The organism is Haloarcula salinisoli, assembly GCF_019599405.1.
Lineage (GTDB): Archaea > Halobacteriota > Halobacteria > Halobacteriales > Haloarculaceae > Haloarcula > Haloarcula salinisoli.
Genome location: NZ_RKLQ01000001.1, coordinates 1,614,779 through 1,637,026 on the forward strand (window position 1 = coordinate 1,614,779; position 22,248 = coordinate 1,637,026).

Consider the following 22,248-nt stretch of genomic DNA (forward strand, 5'->3'; position numbering starts at 1 on the left):
GTGGGACAGTAAATAGACTGGTGGTTTGCCTCAGACCTTGGTCTGTTCCATGACCGAGCCGACCCCGCCCATCGCCACCATCACGACGCCCGCGACCGCGACGGCGACGAGACGGGTGAGAACCGGCCCGTTACCGATGTTGGCGACCGTAATCGACGATATCGGGACGTACGCGACGGCCAGCCCCGCAGCGATGAGAGCCAGCACGACGCCGACGCCGACCATTGTCGGCCACGGCCGCGTTACGTAGCCCGACTCGGTGAGGATACCGGCGATGGAGCCGCCAAAGAGGATGAGTCCGAAGACGGCCACCGGAAAGAGGCCGATGAAGACGCCGATCTCAGAGAGGACAAGGCCCAGCGCGACGAACACCGGCCACGGACTCGCTGTCCGGTACTGGTCGCTCAATCCGGGTTGCTCTTCCATACCCGCAGTTAGGTGTGGGGCGTGATATGCCCATCGGACTCTCCTGCCGGTAAGTGGTACAGCTGGCCCGTGCCCAGGGTGGTTTCGTTCGCGTGTTCGCGCGGCGTCAGACGTGGCACAAACTATTTGTCTGCGATACGGCTTGGTGAAGGTAATGAGTATGCGTACGGTAGAGCTAGTATCCGAGTGGGACACGGTGCCCTTCGACGGCGGCTACGACGGACTCCAGTCCCTCTCCGACCAGGGTTTCTCCGGTGCCGTCACGACTGGCCCCACACAGCTTTTCATGCTGAACGGGACCGTCGTCGGCGTCCTCGAGGGCGATATCGAAGCCTTCGATGGCGCCGACGGCACCGCACGAGCAGCGCCACACGATGCATTACCTTTGCTGGTCGTGATGCAGGACCGGGCGGACAGCCCGCGGGCACAGTACTACACAGAGGACACGCCGATCTCGGACGTCGACCGGACGCTCGAAGACGGGAACTTCACCGGGTTTGTCGAGCTGTCCGAGAACGTGCTCTCGGGGGATTACTACATGGTCTACCACCAGGGGCGTTCGATGAGCGTCGCCTGGGTAGGGAACTCACAGCGGCTCATCACGGACGAGGAAGCCTTCGAACAGGCCGACGGCGAAGTGGGTATCTACAAGGTCATGCCGGCCGACATCGAGCCAGTCGAGATTCCCGAACCGACGACACCGACAGACGATACCGAGGAGGCGGTGGCTGGGTCGGCCACGGCGGTCGACGAACGAGCGGATGCGCCCGAGGAAACGGCGACAGCGGCGTCGGGCGAGACGACGACAGACAGCGCGCCAGCCGAGGAGGCGGCGGACCCGGCCAGCGATGCAGGTTCGGACTCGTCCGCCGACGACAGCGCGGCCACTGCGAGCGACCGGTCGGACCCGAGCGACGACGCCGGGTCCGGAACGGCGTCTGCCACGGACGTCTCCGAACGAGGGGGCGGCGCGGCCGGACCACCAGGGTCCAAAGCGGCCGGTGCGAGTCAGGGGGCGGCCGTCGACAGGACACAGCGCGACGAGACGGATACTACTGGGGCCGACAGCGGGACCACGGCGGAGGCGCCCGCCACCGACGCGGAGTCTGGGCCAACCGAACCGGCGAACCCTGCCCCGACCGAGACCGAGCCGACACCGAAAGACGGCGGGACGGCCGAGGCCAGGACCGAGACCGAGCCGACACCGAAAGACGGTGGGACAGCCGAGGCCAGGACCGAGACCGAGCCGACACCGAAAGACGGCGGGACGGCCGAGGCCAGGACAGAGCCCCCGGAGCCGTCCGGCGGCAGGACTACCCAGGCCGAGACGGCCGATTCCCCGACAGACAGGACCGGGACGGCATCGACGGACGAGGGAGTGGGAGACAGTCAGACCGCGGCCGGGGCGGTCGACAACGACGCGGTGAGCGACCTCGAAACCCGGTCGATTCCGTCGCTGGACCCCGAACGGTCCAGCTCCACGCCAGAGCAGACGACGCCCACGCAATCGACGACGGCGACGCAGTCGACATCGTCGGAGTCCCCGTCCGCCGAGTCCGCGTCGGCAGACAGTTCCTCGACGGCGGGAGCGGCTGACCCTGAGTCGACCGAGTCCCAGTCGGGGACCTCGGCAGCGACCCAGAAGTCACAGTCCCAGGACTCCCAGTCGACACCGTCCCCGGAGCTACAGGCGACGCTGGAGGAGCGCGAGGCCGAGATCGCGGAGCTGGAAGGCGAGATACGCGACCTCTCGGCGGAGAACGAAGATCTGGCCGCCGAACGCGACCGGCTGCTCGACGAGCTGGAGGAGGCCCGAGCGGAGATACGACGACTCGAAGAAGAGCTGGCAGCGGCCGGCGGGACCGCGCCGAGCGAGCAAACGCTCTCGGCGGCCGAGGCCATCGACGGGACGAACCTCTTCGTCCGCTACCACTCCAAGGGCGAGGCGACGCTGGAGACGGCCCAGAGCGGGAGCGCCGACAGAGCGTCGGTCGAGGAGAACCTCCGGCTGGAGTATCACACCCAGTTCGACGCCGACGAGGCGGTCGTCGACGGCGAGGCCTTCGAGGAGTTCCTCCACGGGAGCATCCAGTACCGCTTCGTCGACTGGCTCGTCCGGAACCTACTGTACGAGATACAGAGTACCGGGCACGAGAGCGCGATGGGCGTGCTCTACGACGCCATCCCGAAGGTCGACCGCGCCGAACTCAACGGGAAGGTGTCGGTGACCTACACCGAGGACGGCCAGGAACACCGCTCACAGGAGACCTTCGACGTGGTCGTCCGCGACCGGATGGGTAATCCGCTCGTGGTCGCCAACATCAACGACGCCCGCCAGCCCGCGACCGACGGGCAGATGACCGACATCGTCCGGAACGCAGAGCGAGTCGGGTCGGCCTCGGACTCGCTGGCGGCGGCGTTTCTCGTCACGAGCAGCTTCTTCGAACCGGAGGCGCTGGAGACGGCGAGGGAAGCCACGTCGAGTGGCCTGTTCAGTCGCGACAAACGCAAGAGCTTCGTCAACCTCTCGCGGAAGGGCGGCTACCACCTCTGTCTGCTCGAAGCGCGAAACAAGGAGTTCCACCTCGCCGTCCCGGAACTCTAGAAAAGAGGCCGCTTAGCTCTCTATCTCTGCGGCGTCGTCGATTTTCATTCCCTCGAGTTTGTCGATTATCTCGTCGATCTTCTCGTCGAGGTCGTCGACGAACTCGCCGGTCTGTTCTGTGGTAATCGCGCCCTGGCTGGAGGGCTCGATGAGATTCTCCTCTTCGAGAACGCGAAGGGAGTAGCGAACCTTGTGGTGTGGGTAGCCCGTCTCGTTGGACATCTTCACGATTCCGATAGGCTCGTTCTCTATTACCATGCGAAGCACCTGCAGATGGCGCTCCAGCATGTCGACTTCCTTCTCAAGCCTGTCTATCATGGCAATTGTTAACTTGTGTTGGGTGGGTTTAAAAGTTACCCTCGCACACCCGACCTTGCCGGTTTCACCGTACAGATGCGGGGCTCTTAAAACCGTCGTAACGTTTCACATGGGAGGTGTTGGCGTGTGCGAGCGTGGTGTGCGTGTCGCCGTCGGAGCGTTCGGGTGACCGCCGACCGCGGTCGGCGGGGCTGGCAATCGGGACTGTGAGACCGTAATCTGTTTATCATGGTGGACGGAACGTCCGGTCGATGACCGTAACCATCGTCGGCTCACAGCTCGGCGACGAGGGCAAGGGCGGCATCGTCGACCTGTACGGCGACGACGTGGACGTCGTCGCGCGGTATCAGGGCGGCGATAACGCCGGCCACACCGTCGTTCACGAGGGTGAGACCTACAAGCTCTCCCTCGTCCCGAGCGGAGCCATCCGCGGCAAGGTCGGCGTGCTGGGCAACGGCTGCGTCGTCAACCCGCGAACACTGTTCGACGAGCTAGACACACTCCAGGAGCGCGGTCTGGACCCGGACGTGCGTATCGCCGAGCGCGCGCATATCATCTTCCCGTTCCACCGCGTGCTCGACGGTATCGAAGAGCAAGTCAAGAGCGAATCCGACAGCGAAGTCGGCACCACGGGCCGGGGTATCGGCCCGACCTACGAGGACAAGGCCGGCCGCCGGGGCATCCGGGCCGGCGACCTGCTCCACCCCGACGTGCTCCGTGAGCGACTGGAGTACATCGTCCCGCAGAAACGCGCCGTCGTCGAGGACGTCTACGGCATGGACGTCGACGACCTGGAGAACCCCGAAGCGCTGGATGTCGAGGCCCTCTACGAGGAGTTCCGCGACTACGGTGAGCGCTTCGCCGAGGAGGACATGACGGTCAACGCCAGCGTCTTCCTCACCGAGAAGATGGCCGAGGGAAAGAACGTGATGCTCGAGGGCGCCCAGGGGACTACCATCGACATCGACCACGGGAACTACCCCTACGTAACCTCCTCGAACCCCACCGCGGGCGGCGCCACAACGGGCACCGGACTCAGCCCCGGCGTCGTCGGCGGCGGCGAGGTAATCGGTATCGTCAAGGCCTACCTGACCCGCGTCGGTAGCGGACCCCTGCCCACGGAGCTGGGCGGCGTCGTCGGCGACACGCCCGGCTACGAGGAACAGGGCCAAGGGGAAAACGAGGAACTCGCGACCCAGATTCGCGAGGAGGGCGGCGAGTACGGCACCGTCACCGGCCGGCCCCGACGGGTCGCCTGGCTCGACATGCCGATGTTGCGCCACGCCGCCCGCGTCTCGGGCTTTACCGGCCTCGCCATCAACCACCTCGACGTGCTGGCCGGTCTGGACGAGGTCAAAGTGGGCGACGCCTACCGGCTCGACGGCGAGGAGCTGCACACGCTGCCGGCCACCACCGAGGAGTGGGGCCGCTGCGAGGCGACGTACCGAACCTTCGACGGCTGGCCCGAAGTCGACTGGGGCTCGGCCGCCAGCGAGGGGTTCGAGGCGCTGCCCGAGAACGCTCGCGCATACGTCGAGTACATAGAGGACGAACTGGAGACGCCGGCCTACGCCATCGGCGTCGGTCCCGGCCGCGGCGAGACTATCGTCCGCGAGCGCCCATTCTAGGCACGGACGACGGGATTGTCGGCAGACAGTATCCTTTTATTCCTACCGCTCCGACCAGCGGGTATGAAAGAGGACCTGATGGACATCATCTGCTGTCCGCTGGACAAACACGACCTCGACCTCGACGTCGCGGAGCGCGACGACGAGGAGATTCTCTCGGGTACCCTCACCTGCACGGAGTGCGGTGAGCGCTTCCCTATCGAGGACGGCATCCCGAACCTCCTCCCGCCGGATATGCGCGAGGAAGCCCCCGCGTAACCGCCTGAAGGTTTTTCTTTCGGCGCGACTGACAGCCTAGGGTGTCCGACGCCCTGACTGTCCACGTCAATCGGGAGTCCCTCCACAGCCTGTCGGTCCCCGACAGCTTCGAGGCGAGCGACAGCTTCGACGTGGTGCTGGTCAACCACGGCGAGTCCACGCACGTCCACCTCCATCTCGACGACGCCCTCTCCGAACAGGCCGCCATCGAGGCCCCGAATCATCACGTCGAGGGCGGCGGGGAACGCACAGTCCGGGTGCGACGGACCGATGACGGTCGCGCCCGCGGGAACCTGAAAGTGGTCACCGCCTACGGTTCGACGACCCGCCTCGTCGACGTGGTGCTGACCGAGCCGGCGGCCACCGACGAGTCAGTCCAGGTCGACGAGGAGCTGGCGAAACCGCAACCACGGACCGACGACGGAGGGCTCTCGACCGTCGGGTCGGTTCCGCTGGGCCCCCTGCTGGCCGCGAGCGGGTTGGCCGTCGGGCTCGCGGTGGGTGCCGGGGCAGTCTTCGGCAGCGTCGTTGCAGTGGTCGCTTCGCTCACCGTTGCCCTCCTCATCATCGGTACCGTCGCCTGGCTGCTCGCAGCCCAGCCCTAGTCGTCGGTCTCGACACCGGCGAGGTTGCCGTCGTCGTCGAACAGCTTCGCCCGCAGGAACCGCGTGCGGTAGCGGTTCGCGCCGTCGTAGACGTCGGCCTCACGGATGTCCCCGGCCCGCCCGTCGGCGACGGCGTCTATTATCTCCTCGACCTGCTCTTTCTCGCTCGGGGTCAGTTCGAACTCGTAGGTCTGGGCCTGCTCGCCCTCCAGTTTCGTCCACTGGCGCGCGGCCGCGACGACCAGCGAGCAGGGCTCCCGGCAGGGAAACTCGCCGTCGCCGCCGTCTACGTCTAGCTCCGTCTCCTCGTCGTAGTCCCACTCGCGGCGTTTCAGGCACTGGGAGTCGTCACAGCAGGCCTCGGCGACCCAGTTGACGTGTTCGTACCCCTCGCCGCGGTCCCAGGTGCGGACGACCCCGTAGATGCCGGTCTGGCGTTCCACAGTCTCGTGCCAGTGGTCGACGTCGAGTTCGCCCTCGCGCTCGCGGTGCCAGTTCTGGACCGTCGCCGGGTAGAAAGCGTGGACGGCTTCCACGACGTCCGCGGGGTCGAGGTCGGGGAACTGCCAGCCGGTCTGTAGCGACGGCGCGGTCTTCAGCGGGCGATAGTCGCCGTCGTCGTCGTGCTTGGCGATTTCGCGCGCATCGAGGGGGTCCTCGTGGGCCGTCAGTCCGTCGGCGGGGGTCGCCGCGTCATCGACGTGTCGCAGGTCGTAGGTTCGACCGTAGTCACCGTCGAGGGAGACGGTGACCTGTAGCTGGCCCCACTCGGTCGCCAGGCCGTCGGCGAGCGCGTCGTAGCGTGCCGGGACTGTGTGCTCCTCGGCGCCTTCCAGCCAGCGCAGGAACGCCCACCGGGCGTCCGTCTGTGGCGCGACCGCGTGCCAGAAATACCAGTTCCCCACGTGAGGGTCCGCGGCCGCACTCTCTCGGAGAGCGGCCTCGTCGAGCCCGCTGGTCGCTTCGGCGGGTGTCTCGAACGTGTAGCCGTCCTCGCCGACCTCGACGCGGAGGCCGTCGAAGTCGATGCCGTCCGGCGCGGTAGCCACCAGCGCGTCCACCGGGTCCTCGTTCATACGGGACCACGGGACTGAGACAAAAAAAGCGAGTCGGTTCCCTCGGCAGTTGCCGCGGTGGGCCGGACGGGCCCAGTGGGTCAGTCGCCCGCCGCCGGCCCCGCGCCGCTCTCCCCGCGGACCTGCTCGATGGCCGCGCTCACGTCGGCTCCGGCCTCGGCTGCCCGCTCCAGGACGACGTCGGCCATCAGCGGCTCGGTGCCGACGGCGCCGGCGTACCAGATGTCGTGGCCGTCGACGGTCTCGGGAACGCCCCAGCCGCCGCGGTAGTCCTCACACAGCCCCATATCTTCGGGGATGTCCTCCTGGGTGTGGTAGCCGTCGGCGATAAAGAGGGGAACGACGACGATGTCGTCGCTCTCGAAGAAGTCGGTCACGTCGTCGACTTCGGGGTCCTCGTCCATGAACAGCGCCTTCACCTCGTCGAAGCGGTCCATCTCGGCGATGCGGTCGGCGTGGTACTCGATAGCCTTCGCGGAGTTCTCGTTGCGCTCGGTGCCGTGGCCGACGACCGCGAGGCCGACTCCCTCGCCCACGTCGGGGTCGTCGGTCACCGACTTCGCGCGCTGGACGATGACGTCACTCATCGAGTCGTGGGTACCGACCGGTCCGCAGTAGTGGACGGTCTGGCCGGTGTCGTCGGCGGTGAGCGTGGCGAAATCGGCGCTCGTACCGTCGGAGTCCCACAGCTCCGGGTCCCACTCGTCCAGACGGAACTCCCGCGGGATGACCTGCTCTGTGAAGTAGCCCTCCGAGATGAACAGCGGCACGAGATACACCTCCTCGGCGTCCACCGTCCGCAGCGCCTCCCGGAAGTGCGGTTCCTCCTTCCAGAAGGACTCTCTGACTTCGCTGAACGCGCCGGTCGCGCGGATGGTGTCCGCGTGTGCAAACGTGGGCGAGCTCGACTCGGCGTTCAGGTGCGAGCCGTGGGCGGCGATGACGAGCGCTTGGTCCATAGACGGCCGTTAGTACGAATCGGCCTTAGGGGCTTCGCCACGCACGCAGGACTGGACCTGACGAGACAACTCGGTTACGGCGCCCTACTCGTGGACGATTCTGGTCACGTGGCGCTGTCCCAGCGAGTCCGACTTGACCAGCCGAACGCCGAGCTCGTCGGCCAGCTCCGCGTCGGCGTCCCGCACCGTCCCAGTCGTCGCCAGCATCACGGTGTCGGTCCCGGCCGCCCCGGTGATACGGTCGCAGTGTTGGATACTGCTCCTGACCGTCCCGTCTTCGGGGCTGTGAACCACGATACCCATCAGTTCGTCCCCACACTCCGCGAGCAGGTCGAACGGGCCCGCGCCCTCGGGTCGAACGGTCCAGCCGGTCTCTGTAAGCACGTTGGTGACCATCTCCGTCACCGCCTCGACGACAGGCGGGTCCGTGGTGTCGCGCATCGTCGCCACGTTACGGAGTCGAACACCGAGGTCGGCGGCCAGTCGCGCGTCCCCGGGCCGGACCGTGCCGGTCGTCGCCAGCATCACGGTGTCGGTCCCGGCCGCGCCGGATATCGCGTCACAGCGTTTTATCAAACTGGGATCGATATGCCCGTCATCGGGACAGTTGACGACGACGCCGACCAGTTCGTCCTCGCGCTCGGCGAGCAGGTCGAACGGGCTCTCGGGCTGGGCTCCCCGGGCCCGCCAGTCGGTCTTCGCGAGCGCCTGCAGGATGTCGTCTATCGCAGTCTCCGTGTCCGGTTTGTCGGCGTCCTGTTCCGTGTCCGAACTCCCGGTCGACCCCGAGGACGTTGTCGGCGTGTCGGTTTCCATGGACCGCCCGGGCGTCGACTCGTCCATGGCCGGTATCAGCTCGGCCACCTGATCGCGTTCGAACGACTTCGCCGACCCGACAGTGCTGTCCAGCAACCCCCGTATCGACTGCGTAGCGGCACGCATCCGACCGGGTTCCCGACACGTATCGCTTCTGTCCTGTAGATAGGTGGCCACCCCGGAGAGCCCGCTGGCCGCCGTCTGAATCTTCCAGGTCGTGCCGTCGGCACGGTCGATAGTCAACGTCCCGGTTCGCCGTTTCTTCGTCGTGTCGACGTCTGCAATCGCTTCGATATCGAGCGTGAACTGTCGGTCGCCGCCCATCTTGCCGACCAGCGCGATGACCCGTCGGTCCGTCACGACCACGACGGTCTCGTACCGGCTATCCGGGAGGACGGTGCTGGTCGTCCCGTCCTGTATCGCGATACCCTGTCGCTGGTTCGTCAGGACGTACGCGACGGTCTCGTCGTCCTCGACAGCGTCTATCGCCGGCCGGTCTGCGAGATACTCGCCGGACCGGAAGCCGGTTTTGATGGTATTGGTGAGCGCCTCGGGGAGATTGTCCTCCCTATCGGTTACGTCGATAACTTGCCCCACATCGTTCACCCCAGTTGGCAGACGGTTCCCAGACCGTAGCCAGCCCAGTTGTCTAACGCATGAATTATACAGTATACAATAAATAACTTGGCTATCCAGGGGCCGTCTGCGGTGGACGGTGCTCTCGACTGCCCGTCACACCATCGGGAAGCGGCGAGCGCACACTCGAACACCGAGAGGTGCCGGTTGGATGGCCCGAGCCCGGCCACACTTTTGCCCCCTGCCCACCGAGAACGGGACATGTCACTTGCCGCCGCGACACGCGACGCCGTCCGCGAGCGCCCGTTCCTCTACGACGCGCTCGCCGCTGGCGTCGTCAACTACACCGCAGCCGCCAGAACGCTCGACGTGGACGGCGACACCGACGCCGTCGCCACCGCCTTGCGGCGTTTCGCAGACGAACTGGCCGACGAGCCGGGCTACGAGAGCGAGGCGCGGGTCTCGATGCAGAGTGGCCTCGGCCGCGTCGACGACGGTGACGCGCTCCTCGTGGTGGGCGAGACCCGCCTGGCCGGTGGCGCCGGCTCGCTGACCGGTATCGTCGCCAGCGGCGACCTCGAACCCGCGGCGCTCGGAGACACGCTCGGCCGACTTCGCGCGGCCGATATCGCCGTCGAAGCCGCCGGCGTCGGCGACGAGACCCTCGTGGTCGCGGTCGAACGACGCGACGGTCCCGACGCCCTCCGTGTCGTCGAGGCTGCCGTCGGTCGGTAGCCGGCGAACCGAACCACCCGCTTGGTGCCAGGTCGTTGGTCCGTCCCAGGCAGGAATGAAAGGGGCGGGCCGTTGCGCGAACCCCGGCGAAGTAAGCACCGCAGGGAGTGAAACGACCGAGGAGCACAGCGAGTCGCGGGAGCGCAACGGCCCGGGGCTTTCTGGCGGTTCAAATCACTGCGGTCCTCACGAACACTTGCAGAGTGAGAGCAAAAGACTCGTTCCGACGCCTTCAAGCGGCCCGATAGAGAGAAAACAGGTAATGACGCTGCGCGTGACGAACACGCTGACCGGCGAGACAGAGCCCTTCGAGCCACGTGACCCCGATTCGGTGTTGCTGTACTACTGCGGGCTCACCACGTCGGACCCGCCCCATCTGGGCCACGCCCGCGGGTGGGTCCACGTCGACGTCATCGCCCGGTGGCTGGAGTGGCTGGGGTACGACGTCCGCCACGTCGAGAACTTCACCGACGTCAACGAGAAAATCGTCGCCCGCGTCGGCGAGGACGGCGAGAGCGAGGCCGACGTCGCGCGCCACTACGTCCAGCAAGTCCTCACCGATATGCGGTCGCTGAACCTCGACCGCGCGGAGGTGTACCCGCGCGTCTCCGAGCACGTCCCGGAGATCATCTCGCTCGTGGAACGGCTCGTCGAGAGCGGCCACGCCTACGAGGTAGAGGGTTCCGTCTACTTCGACGTGACCAGCTTCGAAGCGTACGGCAAGCTCTCGGGCCAGTCGGTCGAGGACCTGCAGTCACAGGGAGAGACCACCGGTGAGAAACGGAACCCAGCGGACTTCGCCCTCTGGAAGGCCGGCGGCGTCGACCCCGAGGACATCGAAGACCACCAGCACCCCGAGGCCGCGCCCGCCGACGAGGCGTGCGAGACGGCCCAGACGTGGGACTCGCCGTGGGGCGAAGGCCGGCCCGGCTGGCACATCGAGTGTTCGGCGATGTCGATGGCCCATCTGGACGAGACCATCGACATCCACGTCGGCGGGCAGGACCTCGTCTTCCCTCACCACGAAAACGAGGTGGCCCAGAGCGAGGCCGCAACCGGGCAGCGCTTCGCCGACTACTGGCTCCACGTCCGCTTGCTGGAGACGAAAGGCGAGAAGATGTCCTCCTCGCTGGGGAACTTCTTCACCGTGAGCGCGGCCGTCGAGGAGTTCGGCCCGGACGTCCTTCGCACGTTCCTCCTGTCGACGGCCTACACCTCCAGAGCAACCTACAGCGAGGAGACCATCGGGGAAGCCCAGGAGCGCTGGGACCGCCTCCAGCGGGGCTACGAGCGCGCGGTCGAGGCCTGTGACGACGTCGACGCGTACGCCACCGTCACCCACGACGGGCTCCGAGCGGCCGTCGAGGACGCCCGCGAGACCTTCGAAGCGGCGATGAACGACGACTTCAACACCCGCGAGGCGATGACCGCGCTGCTCGACCTCACGGGCGAGGTCAACGCCTACGTCGACGACCGCGACGAGTACGACTACGTCGCGCTCCGGCGGGTCGTCGAGACCTTCGAGGAGTTCGGCGGCGGCGTCCTCGGTCTCGCTTTCGGCGAGAGCGGCGACGGGGGCGACGTGTCGCTGGCCGGCGATCTCGTCGAGCTCGTCCTCCAGGCCCGCGAGGACGAACGGGCGGCGGGCAACTACGAACGGGCCGACGAACTGCGGGACGAACTCGAAGCGCTGGGCGTCGAGGTTCAGGACACCGACGACGGACCGACCTACCGGCTCGGCGACGGCGGCTGACCGAACTGCTGGCTCGACGGCATTTCTTTCACTCGCGCCTGAGGCCACGAAACTTAAGAGGAAGAAAAATAGTCTGTGTTGGTATGCGACGTATCATTCTGACAGCTGTGGTAGCGCTGTTAGTTGTCTCCTCGGGCTGTGTGGGACTAATTACGGGCGAGACTGTGGAGTTCGAGGCCAACGATGCGTCGGTCGAGGACGCCGAAGTGGACTCGACCGACTACACGCTGAACAATTCTTCCGAACGCTCGATTACCCGGGACGTCAGCTTCCTGGGTCAGGAGCGGACCATCCGCATCGTGAATCAGCTGAACCGGCACACGAAAAACGGGACACTGGCCGAAGCGACGGGCAACGAGACGCTGGCCCTGGCCGTCGAGCGCGACCGAGTCGATGCGACGAACGTCCCGGATCTCGCACAGTTCGTCGTGGTCTCCTCACCGGGGGCGAAAGTGCTCGGTCAGACGCTCAACCCAGCGGCGAGCTGGTCCAACGAACGCATCCTCGAGCAGGTCGCTGACCAGACCGGGAAGCTGAACAACCTCGATAAAGAGGAGACGCGGACGGCAGAGTCACTTGGTGAGGACCGAAACGTCAGTGAGTTCAGCGCGACGACCAACATGAAGGGCAAGGAGGTCGACGTGCGGGCCCACGTCGTCAGCTACGAACACGAGGGTGACGTCATCATCGCCGTCGGGGTCCACCCCGAGGCGATGGACGAGGAGGATAACGTCGACGAGCTGCTCGAGGGTATCGAGCACAGCGGCGACTAAAAGAGCGCCACGTTTTTCGGTCTCAGACCAGCGCGTAGATCATCAGCAGGCAGAAGTAGATGACGACGAGTGCACCCAGTGCTCGCAGTCGGAAGTTCCCCAGCGCCGACTCCTCAGCCTCGTGGGCCGCCCGGAACGCCGCGACTTCGTCGTCGTCGAGCTGTGCCGGGTGGTCGAGCCCGCGATGCAGGGCGAGCCACTCCTCGCGAGCGAAGGGGCGCCCACAGTAGCGACACTCGTAGGTCTCTGCGTCCGCGGGGACGTCGTAGTCGTCGGTCATAGGTACGGGAGCGGCACCTCCGGTCGGGAGATAACCCATAGGCTCGTCATCGTGTAGAACACCATCACGGCGATGAAGGGGTACTGCGAGCGGACGGCCTGGAGCCGGGAGGGGAAGATGTCGTAGGCCGCGGCGTGGGCCACCCAGATGGCGACGAGGTGACCGAGGACGACGGCGGCGATACCGACACTACCGAACCAGCTCGGCGGCTCGTAGATGGGTACCGCGCCGGGGTCCGACAGCGGCGACAGGAGGGTGACCCACAGGGCCGGTGCGAGCACGAGGAAGTACCCCAGGTAGTGTGCGAGGTGGTAGCCCGCGGCGATGGCCAGAAGCGGCGGGGCAAAGCGCTCGGCGAGTTCGCTCTCGTCGAGATACGTGTCGGCGACCCGGCGACTCAGCCGGACGGCGAGCCAGTACGCGCCCAGGAAAAGTCCGAACCCGGCGGCCAGCGCCAGCGGGTAGAGCAGCTGTGGCGGGAGACCGGCCGCCACCAGCGGCGTCGTCAGGTCGGTGAAGGCGGGCGTCGTCACCAGCCCGTCGAAGGTGGTTCCCCACAGCAGGGCGATGACGAAGGCCACCTCGTCGCGGCCGTCGACCAGCCGCGGCGTCGAGAGGTCCATCCCGGGGAGTCGCAGTCGGAGGCCGCCATCGGCCCAGCCGATGGGCGCGACGCGGCCGTAGTAGCGGAACACACGTTCGACCGGGTCCGCCTCCGCGAACCACGTCTCCCGGCCGAAGACGACGGCCCCCGACAGCGTCAGCACGCTGTAGCCCACGATGGCGGTCGCCAGCAGGCGCGGGTCGTCGGCCAGCGGGCTCACGACTTCGAGCCAGATGAGCGCCAGCAGGCCGACGACGCTGGGCCAGGCGCCCGCGCGGGCGGGGTAGTCCCGCCCCAGCGACGGGAGCATTAGCGCGATGGTATCGAGTGGGTTCAGTATCCGCCAGGTGTTGCCGATGAGATACGCCGTCATGGCCAGTCCGGCCCACCAGCCGACCCACACCAGCAGGATGGCGAGGTTCGTCTGCGGGGTCGTCGGCCCGACAAAGCCGATGCCGAGGACGGTCACGTAGCCAGCGAGGCCGACGGCACGGGCAAGCAACACCGGGAGCCGCGAGTCACTTACCGTCAGCGGCACTCCCCAGTCGTGGATACGCTCGATGAACGACCGGTCGGTGACGAAGGAGGCCAGCAGGAACGAGGCACCGACGGCGGCCCCGCCCGTCGAGAGGAACAGCCACGTCGGCACCGTGATGGATTCGCGGCCGCCCCCTGCGAGACTCCCCCCGTGGGCCGAGACGGTCCCCGCCGCCAGCAGCAGCGACAGCGTCCCCGCCAGCCAGCCGACGACGCGGCGTCGACACGTGGTCATCAGCGGCCCTACGAGTCTCGGCCCCGTGTAGCTTCCGACATGGGCGTGGCGTGTGAGTCTCCACGGTTCACTACGTTCACCGTTCCACTTCGAGACGTCTCCCGTCGGTCAGCACCTCGCCTGTTCAGCGGGTCGCGAGGCTCCCCGCTCCACTTCGAGACGTCTCCCGTCGGTCGACGTCTCGCTCCGCTCCGCGGCTCCTGCCAGTCGCCGCTCCGCTTCGAGGTATCTCCCTTCGGTCGATACCTCGCTTGCTCCACGGGTCGCTACGCTCCCCGTTCCGCTTCGAAGTTCCTCCCAGCGGTCGGCACTTCGCATCCAATGGGATGGGCTTTTGATACTCCGTCCGTAAGGGAGCGATATGAGTACATCCGACGAACACGAGGGAGGGCACGAACACCACCTCCCAGCGACCGAGGACTGGCCACACGGCTTCGGTGAGGCGAGCTGGTGGCCCTTCATCACAGCCATCGGCGGGTCGGGGATATACGTCGGGGCGGCGCTGCTCGTCCTCGCGATGGGCGAGAGCGCGCTCGTGAGTACGACCATCGGTGCCGGTGTCACCGTCGGCAGCATCGGCCTGTTCCTGGCCGGCATCTACGGCTGGCTGTATCACGCCTTCGTCGTCGACTTCTGGGAGCGTGGCACCGACCACCACTCCGGACGCACGCTGAAGTTCGCGATGTTGCTGTTCCTTGGCTCCGAGGTGGCGACCTTCGGCGCCGGCTTCGTCTACTACTTCTTCGTCCGCGGAACGGACGTCTGGCTGGCCGCCGAAATCCCCGAGGTGTGGGGGTCGCTGGTGGTCGTCAACACCGTCATCCTCATCATCAGCTCCGTCACGCTGCACTACAGCCACGTGGCCCTGCGGAACGACAACCGCTCGGGCTTCCTGAAACTGCTCGCCGTGACCCTGCTCCTGGGCGTCATCTTCATCGGCGGGCAGGTCTACGAGTACTACGAGTTCATCGTCCACAAGGGCTTCACCATCGGTGAAGGTATCTACGGCTCGGCGTTCTACGGGCTGACCGGGCTCCACGGCCTGCACGTCACGATGGGCGCGGTCCTGCTGGGTATCGTCTTCGTCCGTGGCTGGTACGGACAGTACTCCGCCGAGCGCCACACCTCCGTCTCGACCGCCTCGATGTACTGGCACTTCGTCGACGTCGTCTGGGTGTTCCTGGTCGTCGTCCTCTACCTCGGCGCGAACGTGGTCTAACGCTTAAGCACGTTCCCCCCTCTTGATTTCTCATGGAAGAGTTAGACGTCAGCGACGGCTTCGACGTCCACGACTACCGCCACGGGCTGAAACTGCTCAAACAGGACCGCGGGACGATGACGCTGGAAAATCGCGAGGGGTTTGCCTGCCCGGCCTGTGGCGAGCCCTTCGAGCGCCTGTTCGTCAGCGAGCGACGGACCAACAGCTTCGGCAATCCGGGGGGGCCGTTCTGTCTCGCCCGGACCGACGAGTCCCTGCTCGTGCTGACACACTGACGCCGGGGTCACTCTTCCTGGACTGGTGAGCCGGCCTCGCGGGCGAGGGCGAGATACCGGGCCACGAACGCCTCGGGAGAGTCCGTGCCGACCGCGGACTCGACGAGCCTGTCCTCCAGCCCCTCACGCGGGCTGTGACAGCGCTCGCGGTCACAGGGCTTACAGAGGTACTCGAAGGATTTGTCCTCGCGGTCCCATCGGTCGCCGTACTTGTCGTATTCGCGGGCCGCCGAGCGCGCCACCGACTCCCCACAGGCGATACAGGTGACAGTCGACGACTCGCGGTGCCAGGCGTTCCGAAAGCTCATCGTTACACACGCACCTCCGTGGCTGACACAGCATCGGTGGTCGCCATGTCCGTGCGTTCACGCGTCCACACACTCGCTCTTGTGCCCCACCTTCGAGGTCCGCTTATAAATGATGGGGCACGCCGACATACCCGAGAGAGAGCGTCAGAGCCCTTTCGGGACACTGGACGAGAAATTAACAACGGAAGTTTATAACGAATTATCAGTTACATTCAAGAGATGCGCGCTGCTAGACTACACGAGTACACAGACGAGATGGAGGAGGGGCTCTCTATCGACGAGGTAGACGAGCCACAGGTCACAAACAGCGACGACGTCATCGTCGAGGTCGAGGGGGCGGGCTGGTGCCAGACGGACAACCACATCATCGAGGGGATGTGGGAGCAGTACGTCCCACAGCCGCTGCCGATGACACTGGGTCATGAGAACGCCGGTACCGTCGTCGCCGTCGGCGAGGAAGTCGAGCTGGTCGAGGAAGGGGACCAGGTAATCTGTCATCCGGTCCAGACCTGCGGTACCTGTCGCCCCTGTCGGCAGGGCGAGACGATGTACTGCGAGAACGACGCGTTCAACGGGCTGACGACGGACGGCGGCTTCGCGGACCTGCTGCACACGAGCGAGCGGTCGGTCATCCCGCTGCCCGACGGCGTCGATCCGGCCGATATCGCGCCCCACGCAGACGCCGGCATCACCGCGTACCACGCCGCAAAGAAGGCAGTCCGGGACCTCAACCCCGGCGACGCCGCGGTCGTCATCGGCGTCGGCGGGCTGGGCCACATCGGCCTCCAATGTATCGACGCGATGAGCGCCGCCGACATCGTCGGCGTGGATATCAAACAGTCCGCACGTGACCTCGCGGAGGAGCTGGGCGCTCACTACACCATCGACCCGACGAGCGAGGACGTAGCCAGCGAAATCGGGAGCATCACCGACGGCGTCGGCGCCGCACAGGTGCTTGACTTCGTCGGCGCCGACGAGACGACGTCCCTGGCGCCCGACATCTGTGCGGCCGGCGGCGACCACCACATCATCGGCTACGGCGGCCACATCCACGAACCGTCACAGGCGCTCGTCAACGGCGAGTTCGCCTTCCAGGGCAACATCGTCGGCCGCTACGCCGAACTGCAGGAGCTGGTTGCGCTTGTCGAACGCGGCGCTGTCGACCTCCACACCACGGAGTACGACCTCGAAGACGTCAACGACGTGGCGGTGAAACTCGAAGAACGGGAGATAGACGGTCGCGCGGTCATCATCCCCTGAGCAACACGGGCCCGGACGGAACCGCTATCAGCCAGTTCACACCCACCCTTTTCATCGCCGCCCTACTGTCTACAGGTATGCCCGCTCCGTCACAACTGGTCATCGGGGCGTTACAGACGGGCCCGGGCCCTGGCCCGCAACTAGAGCCGGTCGCGAACCCGTTCCTGAATCTGGTCGGGAGCGCTATCGGTGCCTTCCTCACCACGCTCGTCGTCGGGGCGATTCTGGTCGCCGTCGCGCCCGACTACACCGAGCGGAAGATGGCCACCCTGCTCGACGAGCCCATTAGTTCCTTCCTCTACGGGTTCGTCTCGCTGATTTTCTTCGCCCTCGTGATTTTCGTGCTCGCGATTACCATCGTCGGCATCATCGTCGCTATCCCGCTCGCAATCGTGCTGTACGTCGCCTGGGCGGTCGGCGGCGCCATCGCCTTCATCGCCATCGGCGAGCGGCTCGTCGGCCGCGGCGACGGCTGGGTGAAGCCGCTTCTGGTCGGGGCCGGTATCAACGGCGCGCTCACCCTGACCGGCATCGGCGGTATCGTCACGTTCGCCATCGGCGCAGCCGGCTTCGGGGCCGTGTTGCGTGACTATCTGGGGTGAACGGGTGTCGAAACCGATACATCCTTTGTGCGACCAGTCAAGCGAGACGTATCTGATGACTGGCGCGTTCACAGACAGGACACTGGCCGAGCATCGGCGTGTCTTCGAGAAGATCTGGTGGCAAAACCCGGAGCGACAGAACGGGACCTCCTCCTCCTGGTGGTTCTTTCTACTCTTCCCCGATGGTGAGGAAGGGTACGGTCCACGACAGCTCATGTTCTCGATAGCCGCCTGTATGGGTGAGTCGTGTCGTGTCAACGACCTCCCTCCCCTGAGTATGTCCCCGGACCGACCCATCACGGGCGGCGTGGACAGATTTAACGCGACGACGGTCGGGTGGGCAGGCGACGCCGACGTCGTCCACGACCACGTCGTCAAGCAGCCGGCCCAAGCGGTCCTCTCCCGCGACGAGAACCGTATCGAGGCCTGGGCAGAGGGCGAGGACGGCACCAGACGCGGCAGCGAGATAACAGGGACCTCGGACCCGCTGGGACTGCGAGCCCACGTCGTCGGCGACGATGCCGAGGCGGAGTTCGAGGCGTGGGGCGAACTCGATTCAAAGATGACCTCACCACACCACTCACTGGATATCGACACGCCGCTGGGTGGCGCCGAGGTCGTCGCCTGGCGCCAGATGGAGTTCGAAGGTGAGTTCGACCTGCCCGATGGAACGGAGACGCTCTCGGGGTCGTGTTACTTCCAGCGCGTCTGTTTCGACATGCCACTCGTCCCCTGGAAGTGGATCTGGGCCATCTTCCCCGACGGGACCTCCTTTTCGGCGTTGGTTCCGTTTCTGGGCCCGCAGCTGTTCCGGCGGGGCTACGAATTCTTCGACTCACGCAGGCTCGAACGGCTGACGATTCCGCTCAGACAGGCCGGATTCTGGCACTGGGGCTCCGGTGAGGACCACGTCGAGTTCGACAGAATCAGCATCGAGCCACTCCTCGAGAGCGGCGAGCACCCGGACTTCGACGTTCGCGTCGAGAACGATGCCGGCGATTACGTGACCTTCGTCGCACAGACCTACGGCCACGCGCGAAACTGGCTCGACCGCGACAGACTCGGTGGGCGGGTGTCGGCACACTGGAGCTACAACGAGTTCATGTTCCGCATGGCCGGCCTCGCCGGACGTGTGGGCGACAGACGCATCGACGAAGCATCGATGGGCACCGGATTCGGAACGCTGGAATACAGCACCGGCCTGGGTCTGTGAGCGACAGGTGCTCTCCTTCGGGGTTCTGAGCCGGGCGTCCGCTACGCATTGTTCGTCGTCGGTGATGGGATTGTGAACTACGGTCGGAGCGAAGCTCCTCCCTGATTCAAATCTCTATCTGGCTTTCGCTCCTCACGTTCGTTCGCGGTTACACCGCTCACGGTTCCGAGACGGTCGCTTCGCTCCCGTCTCGCTTTCGGAGCAGAAAGCCGGTGGAGGGATGTGAACATCATCTTCATAATCTCTTGTATCAATTTTAAGTTATCGGCATGACCGAAACGAGAGCCAAAGTCGAGTCCCTGCGTGAACGCATACAGGACTCCAGCGATATCTGCGAAGAGGACCGTGAGGCCCTCCTCGCGTTCAGTGATAGACTCTATCTGCTCAAATCGGAGTATACCGACTACCGACACGAGAAGCTGCTCCGTCACTGCACCCGAATAGCCGAGCAGGTCGGTGATCTCGCAGCGGCCCGCGAGAACCGCAACGCTGCCGAGGACATCGTTCGGTGGATTAACCAGACCTACGACAACGAATACACGAACCACGACTACCGGACGGCCCTCCGAATTTTCGGCCGTCGGACGACCGACTGCGACGGCACGCCTGAAAGCATCGATTGGGTTCCATCGGGAACATCGAACAGCCACGACCCGGTTCCCGATCCGGCAGAGATGCTGAAATGGGAAGAAGACGTGATTCCGATGACCGACGAAGCACGAAACTCCCGCGACGCCGCGCTCATAACGGTCGCCTTCGATGCAGGTGCTCGAAGCGGTGAACTGCAATCGCTCACCGTCGGAGACATTTCCGACGCGAAGCACGGCCTCCGTATCTTCGTGGACGGAAAAAAGGGACAGCGATCGGTTACACTGATCCCCAGCGTCCCCTACCTGCAGCGGTGGCTGAATGACCATCCCGGTAGTGACGACCCCGATGCGCCGCTCTGGTCGAAGCTCAGCGAGCCCGAAGAACTCACCTATCGACGGTTCCGGGCGATCTTCGACGATGTCGCGAAGCGAGCCGGCGTAACGAAGCCCGTCACGCCGACGAACTTCAGAAAGTCGAATGCCTCGTACCTCGCCGAGAAGGGGATGAACCAAGCCTACATCGAGGATCGCCAAGGACGAAAGCGAGGAAGTGATGCGACCGCCCACTATGTGGCTCGTTTCGGCGGCGAAGCCGAGAACGAGTACGCGCGAATGCAGGGCGTCGATATCGAAGAGGAAGAGCCCGAACCCCTCGGGCCAGTCAGCTGTCCACGGTGTGGTAAAGACACCCCGCGTCACGAGCCGACCTGCGTCTGGTGTAATCAGGCTCTCGACCACGCTGGAGTGCAGGCACTCGAAGACGAGGAAAGAGAAGTTCGGGACGCACTCTTCCGGTTTGCTCAAGAGAAGCCGGAGCTGATCCAGGACCTCCAGCGTGCCCGTGACTTCACGGACCTGATCGAAAACAACCCCGACCTCTTCGGAGACGCGCAGTCCTTTGCCGAAGCGCTGTCTGAAAATTAGCATCGAATCAGCTCGATTCGAGCTTGATCCGATTCAGTTGTTCTTGGACCTCTTCGACGCTGTCGACCTCGTCACAGTTAGCTAGCAGGGCGAGGGCGTAGGCGCGAGCCTCGTCGTTCCCGCACGCGAGAACTCTGCTAAGCATGTCACTGTTTTCGCGGACGAACTCACGCATCTCGTCCGTCGCACTCACCGCTGTTTCTCCAGAGCTTGCAGGACGCTGAGAGCGTGCCCTAGATACATCTGCCAATACTCAATCAGCGACTTGATCTCCGTGCGGGTGAGCGGCTCGCAGATCGTGCCCTGATAGTTCCTGCGGTCCTCCTGTATTTTTGCGATGAGCGCTAGCGAGTCTTCGGCCTGGGCCATGGCATCCCGATAGAGCTCTTGTTCAGAGGCTCGGGAGCCGGCTGCAAGGTCATAATCGATGCTGTCGCCGCAGATGTTGGTACTGTTTTCCATTGAGTCGAATGGCCGATGGGTGGCCAGTCCGACCGGGCGGAATAGATTGGTAGGCAATATCCGACGAAGCCGCCGGAACTGTTTTGTCGCTCCCCGATGGATGACTTAGTACAGGATCTGATCTATTCGGTCCGATCCATTCCTTCACACGCCGGCAACCGGTGTCCTTGGCCGGGATGGTTGCGGGCGTGGAACTGTACAGTGTCATAGTCGCTTCTCTACTCCGTACTCTCGACTGTTTCGTCGGGGTCGTACTGCGTGACCATCTTCTGGAGTAGCGAATCGTATGATTCGCCGCCTCGCTTCTGATCTTTCACCAGGCGACGCGTCGTGCGCGAACATGGGATCCGCGACTCTGTTGCCTTCGTCATCTCCTGTTCGATTACCACCACACACCATACCGATAAAGCTATTTCGGGTGTGAGTGTTGTATATTGTAGGCGGAAACCGACGAACTATGGATGAAGAAAACAGCCCGAGTGACGAGATCGAGGAATTCTCGAAGGACCATTCCATCTTCAATAGAGAGCAGAGTCTACCAAAGCGTCCGAGAGGAATACTCACACATGCAGATAGAGAGTATTTTTACGGACTACGCGAATACGCCCACGCCCAGTCCGAATCTAATCGGAAACGGGACATACGAGAGCGAGTTGTCAATGCCTTCCAGGACTACATCATCTTGTATAGACTCTTAGGCTCGGAAGAACGGGCGAATATATTCGAGGAGGGACTGGGTGAGTACTATCAGAACAATGCAATCCCTGCGATGATCGCATTTCTATATCTCGGGTTAGAGCAAGATAGCAGCCGGTTTGCAGAATTCATTGAGCAGGGTGTACTGATTGGCGCAAATGCTGAGCAATCAAACCGTTCGGAAGGTGAAGCAACCAACGTTGATGTCTCGATAGATATCGAATACGACCCCGATCTGAAGAAGCTTCAGGACAAACTCAGAAAAAACCCGAATCAGCTTGCTCCCTCTGAGATTGGAGTTCTCGCACGAGCAGGATTGTTGGATTCAGAGGATCTTGGACAGTTGAGAAAACCAGAAAAGCCGGATAATCTATCTCCAAATATTGATTTGAAAATTCCTTTCCGCGATATTGATTGAGGAAGATCTTTCTAAATCTACAACGGATGGAAACTGGGAGTCGATTCGAAATTGCGACTTTCAAAAAATTTGACGTTTGGTTTGCTGCTCTGTTCTT

The 22,248-nt window shown here is 64.5% G+C and carries 24 protein-coding genes; 14 read left to right on the forward strand and 10 right to left on the reverse strand.

Features of this window, described 5'->3' with window-relative positions; all coding sequences use genetic code 11:
* Positions 1-30 precede the first annotated feature (30 nt).
* Positions 31-426, reverse strand: coding sequence for a DUF7541 family protein (locus EGD98_RS08415; RefSeq protein ID WP_220587889.1), 396 nt, complete (start codon positions 424-426; stop codon positions 31-33).
* Between the two features lie 154 nt (positions 427-580).
* On the opposite strand from EGD98_RS08415, the gene EGD98_RS08420 reads away from it, so the two are divergent.
* The gene (locus EGD98_RS08420) at positions 581-3,031 is read left to right on the forward strand and encodes a DUF7527 domain-containing protein (protein WP_220587890.1); all 2,451 of its coding nucleotides are present in this window, start codon (positions 581-583) and stop codon (positions 3,029-3,031) included.
* A gap of 12 nt (positions 3,032-3,043) precedes the next feature.
* On the opposite strand, the gene EGD98_RS08425 is transcribed toward EGD98_RS08420, so the two are convergent.
* The gene (locus EGD98_RS08425; protein WP_220587891.1) at positions 3,044-3,349 is read right to left on the reverse strand and encodes a hypothetical protein; all 306 of its coding nucleotides are present in this window, start codon (positions 3,347-3,349) and stop codon (positions 3,044-3,046) included.
* 251 nt (positions 3,350-3,600) lie between these two features.
* On the opposite strand from EGD98_RS08425, the gene EGD98_RS08430 reads away from it, so the two are divergent.
* From EGD98_RS08430 to EGD98_RS08440, 3 genes are all read left to right on the forward strand, one after another.
* Positions 3,601-4,977: an adenylosuccinate synthase gene (locus tag EGD98_RS08430; protein WP_220587892.1), complete on the forward strand. Its 1,377-nt coding sequence runs from the start codon at positions 3,601-3,603 to the stop codon at positions 4,975-4,977.
* A gap of 63 nt (positions 4,978-5,040) precedes the next feature.
* A complete protein-coding gene (locus tag EGD98_RS08435; protein WP_220587893.1) occupies positions 5,041-5,235 on the forward strand; it encodes a methytransferase partner Trm112 in 195 nt (64 codons plus the stop codon).
* Between the two features lie 41 nt (positions 5,236-5,276).
* Positions 5,277-5,840 (forward strand): DUF7524 family protein, encoded by a 564-nt coding sequence (locus tag EGD98_RS08440; RefSeq protein ID WP_220587894.1) that lies wholly within the window; start codon positions 5,277-5,279, stop codon positions 5,838-5,840.
* Here the strand turns inward: EGD98_RS08440 and EGD98_RS08445 are convergent.
* The 3 genes from EGD98_RS08445 to EGD98_RS08455 all read right to left on the reverse strand — a co-directional run bounded on the left by EGD98_RS08445 (position 5,837) and on the right by EGD98_RS08455 (position 9,288).
* A complete protein-coding gene (locus EGD98_RS08445; protein ID WP_220587895.1) occupies positions 5,837-6,916 on the reverse strand; it encodes a DR2241 family protein in 1,080 nt (359 codons plus the stop codon). The two genes, EGD98_RS08440 and EGD98_RS08445, sit on opposite strands and share 4 nt — an antisense overlap.
* 80 nt (positions 6,917-6,996) lie before the next feature.
* Positions 6,997-7,875 (reverse strand): CbiX/SirB N-terminal domain-containing protein, encoded by an 879-nt coding sequence (locus EGD98_RS08450; protein WP_220587896.1) that lies wholly within the window; start codon positions 7,873-7,875, stop codon positions 6,997-6,999.
* A gap of 84 nt (positions 7,876-7,959) precedes the next feature.
* Complete coding sequence (locus tag EGD98_RS08455; protein ID WP_220587897.1) at positions 7,960-9,288, reverse strand: hypothetical protein; 1,329 nt, start codon at positions 9,286-9,288, stop codon at positions 7,960-7,962.
* Between the two features lie 240 nt (positions 9,289-9,528).
* Here EGD98_RS08455 and EGD98_RS08460 point away from each other — a divergent pair, with 240 nt between their 5' ends.
* From EGD98_RS08460 to EGD98_RS08470, 3 genes are all read left to right on the forward strand, one after another.
* Positions 9,529-10,002 (forward strand): DUF7523 family protein, encoded by a 474-nt coding sequence (locus EGD98_RS08460; protein ID WP_220587898.1) that lies wholly within the window; start codon positions 9,529-9,531, stop codon positions 10,000-10,002.
* Between the two features lie 262 nt (positions 10,003-10,264).
* Positions 10,265-11,755: a cysteine--tRNA ligase gene (cysS, locus tag EGD98_RS08465; RefSeq protein WP_220587899.1), complete on the forward strand. Its 1,491-nt coding sequence runs from the start codon at positions 10,265-10,267 to the stop codon at positions 11,753-11,755.
* An 83-nt stretch (positions 11,756-11,838) separates the two neighbouring features.
* Positions 11,839-12,528 carry a DUF6517 family protein gene (locus EGD98_RS08470; RefSeq protein WP_220587900.1) on the forward strand — a complete coding sequence of 230 codons (690 nt, stop codon included), beginning with the start codon at positions 11,839-11,841 and terminating at the stop codon, positions 12,526-12,528.
* A 22-nt stretch (positions 12,529-12,550) separates the two neighbouring features.
* Here the strand turns inward: EGD98_RS08470 and EGD98_RS08475 are convergent, their stop codons facing one another.
* Positions 12,551-12,808, reverse strand: coding sequence for a DUF7410 domain-containing protein (locus EGD98_RS08475; RefSeq protein WP_220587901.1), 258 nt, complete (start codon positions 12,806-12,808; stop codon positions 12,551-12,553).
* Complete coding sequence (locus EGD98_RS08480; RefSeq protein ID WP_236039244.1) at positions 12,805-14,184, reverse strand: hypothetical protein; 1,380 nt, start codon at positions 14,182-14,184, stop codon at positions 12,805-12,807. The genes EGD98_RS08475 and EGD98_RS08480 overlap by 4 nt, the downstream gene beginning before the upstream one ends.
* Positions 14,185-14,545: 361 nt before the next feature.
* On the opposite strand from EGD98_RS08480, the gene EGD98_RS08485 reads away from it, so the two are divergent.
* Together EGD98_RS08485 and EGD98_RS08490 are read left to right on the forward strand one after the other, a co-directional pair.
* A complete protein-coding gene (locus tag EGD98_RS08485; RefSeq protein WP_220587902.1) occupies positions 14,546-15,403 on the forward strand; it encodes a cytochrome c oxidase subunit 3 in 858 nt (285 codons plus the stop codon).
* A gap of 32 nt (positions 15,404-15,435) precedes the next feature.
* Positions 15,436-15,678, forward strand: coding sequence for a DUF7385 family protein (locus EGD98_RS08490; protein ID WP_220587903.1), 243 nt, complete (start codon positions 15,436-15,438; stop codon positions 15,676-15,678).
* A gap of 8 nt (positions 15,679-15,686) precedes the next feature.
* Here the strand turns inward: EGD98_RS08490 and EGD98_RS08495 are convergent, their stop codons facing one another.
* Complete coding sequence (locus EGD98_RS08495) at positions 15,687-15,986, reverse strand: DUF7562 family protein (protein WP_220587904.1); 300 nt, start codon at positions 15,984-15,986, stop codon at positions 15,687-15,689.
* A gap of 219 nt (positions 15,987-16,205) precedes the next feature.
* Between EGD98_RS08495 and EGD98_RS08500 the strand changes: the two genes are divergently transcribed.
* The 4 genes from EGD98_RS08500 to EGD98_RS08515 all read left to right on the forward strand — a co-directional run bounded on the left by EGD98_RS08500 (position 16,206) and on the right by EGD98_RS08515 (position 20,575).
* On the forward strand, positions 16,206-17,246 hold the full coding sequence (locus EGD98_RS08500) for an NAD(P)-dependent alcohol dehydrogenase (RefSeq protein WP_220587905.1): 1,041 nt from the start codon (positions 16,206-16,208) through the stop codon (positions 17,244-17,246).
* 77 nt (positions 17,247-17,323) lie between these two features.
* Positions 17,324-17,848, forward strand: a complete 525-nt coding sequence (locus EGD98_RS08505; protein ID WP_236039245.1) for a DUF8173 domain-containing protein — start codon at positions 17,324-17,326, stop codon at positions 17,846-17,848.
* Positions 17,849-17,903: 55 nt separating this feature from the next.
* Positions 17,904-19,061: a hypothetical protein gene (locus EGD98_RS08510; protein WP_220587906.1), complete on the forward strand. Its 1,158-nt coding sequence runs from the start codon at positions 17,904-17,906 to the stop codon at positions 19,059-19,061.
* Between the two features lie 269 nt (positions 19,062-19,330).
* Positions 19,331-20,575 (forward strand): tyrosine-type recombinase/integrase, encoded by a 1,245-nt coding sequence (locus EGD98_RS08515; RefSeq protein WP_220587907.1) that lies wholly within the window; start codon positions 19,331-19,333, stop codon positions 20,573-20,575.
* 7 nt (positions 20,576-20,582) lie between these two features.
* On the opposite strand, the gene EGD98_RS08520 is transcribed toward EGD98_RS08515, so the two are convergent.
* Positions 20,583-20,768: a hypothetical protein gene (locus EGD98_RS08520; RefSeq protein ID WP_220587908.1), complete on the reverse strand. Its 186-nt coding sequence runs from the start codon at positions 20,766-20,768 to the stop codon at positions 20,583-20,585.
* On the reverse strand, positions 20,765-21,037 hold the full coding sequence (locus EGD98_RS08525; RefSeq protein ID WP_220587909.1) for a hypothetical protein: 273 nt from the start codon (positions 21,035-21,037) through the stop codon (positions 20,765-20,767). The genes EGD98_RS08520 and EGD98_RS08525 overlap by 4 nt, the downstream gene beginning before the upstream one ends.
* Before the next feature lie 457 nt (positions 21,038-21,494).
* On the opposite strand from EGD98_RS08525, the gene EGD98_RS08530 reads away from it, so the two are divergent.
* Positions 21,495-22,151: a DUF8102 family protein gene (locus EGD98_RS08530; RefSeq protein ID WP_220587910.1), complete on the forward strand. Its 657-nt coding sequence runs from the start codon at positions 21,495-21,497 to the stop codon at positions 22,149-22,151.
* Positions 22,152-22,248 lie beyond the last annotated feature (97 nt).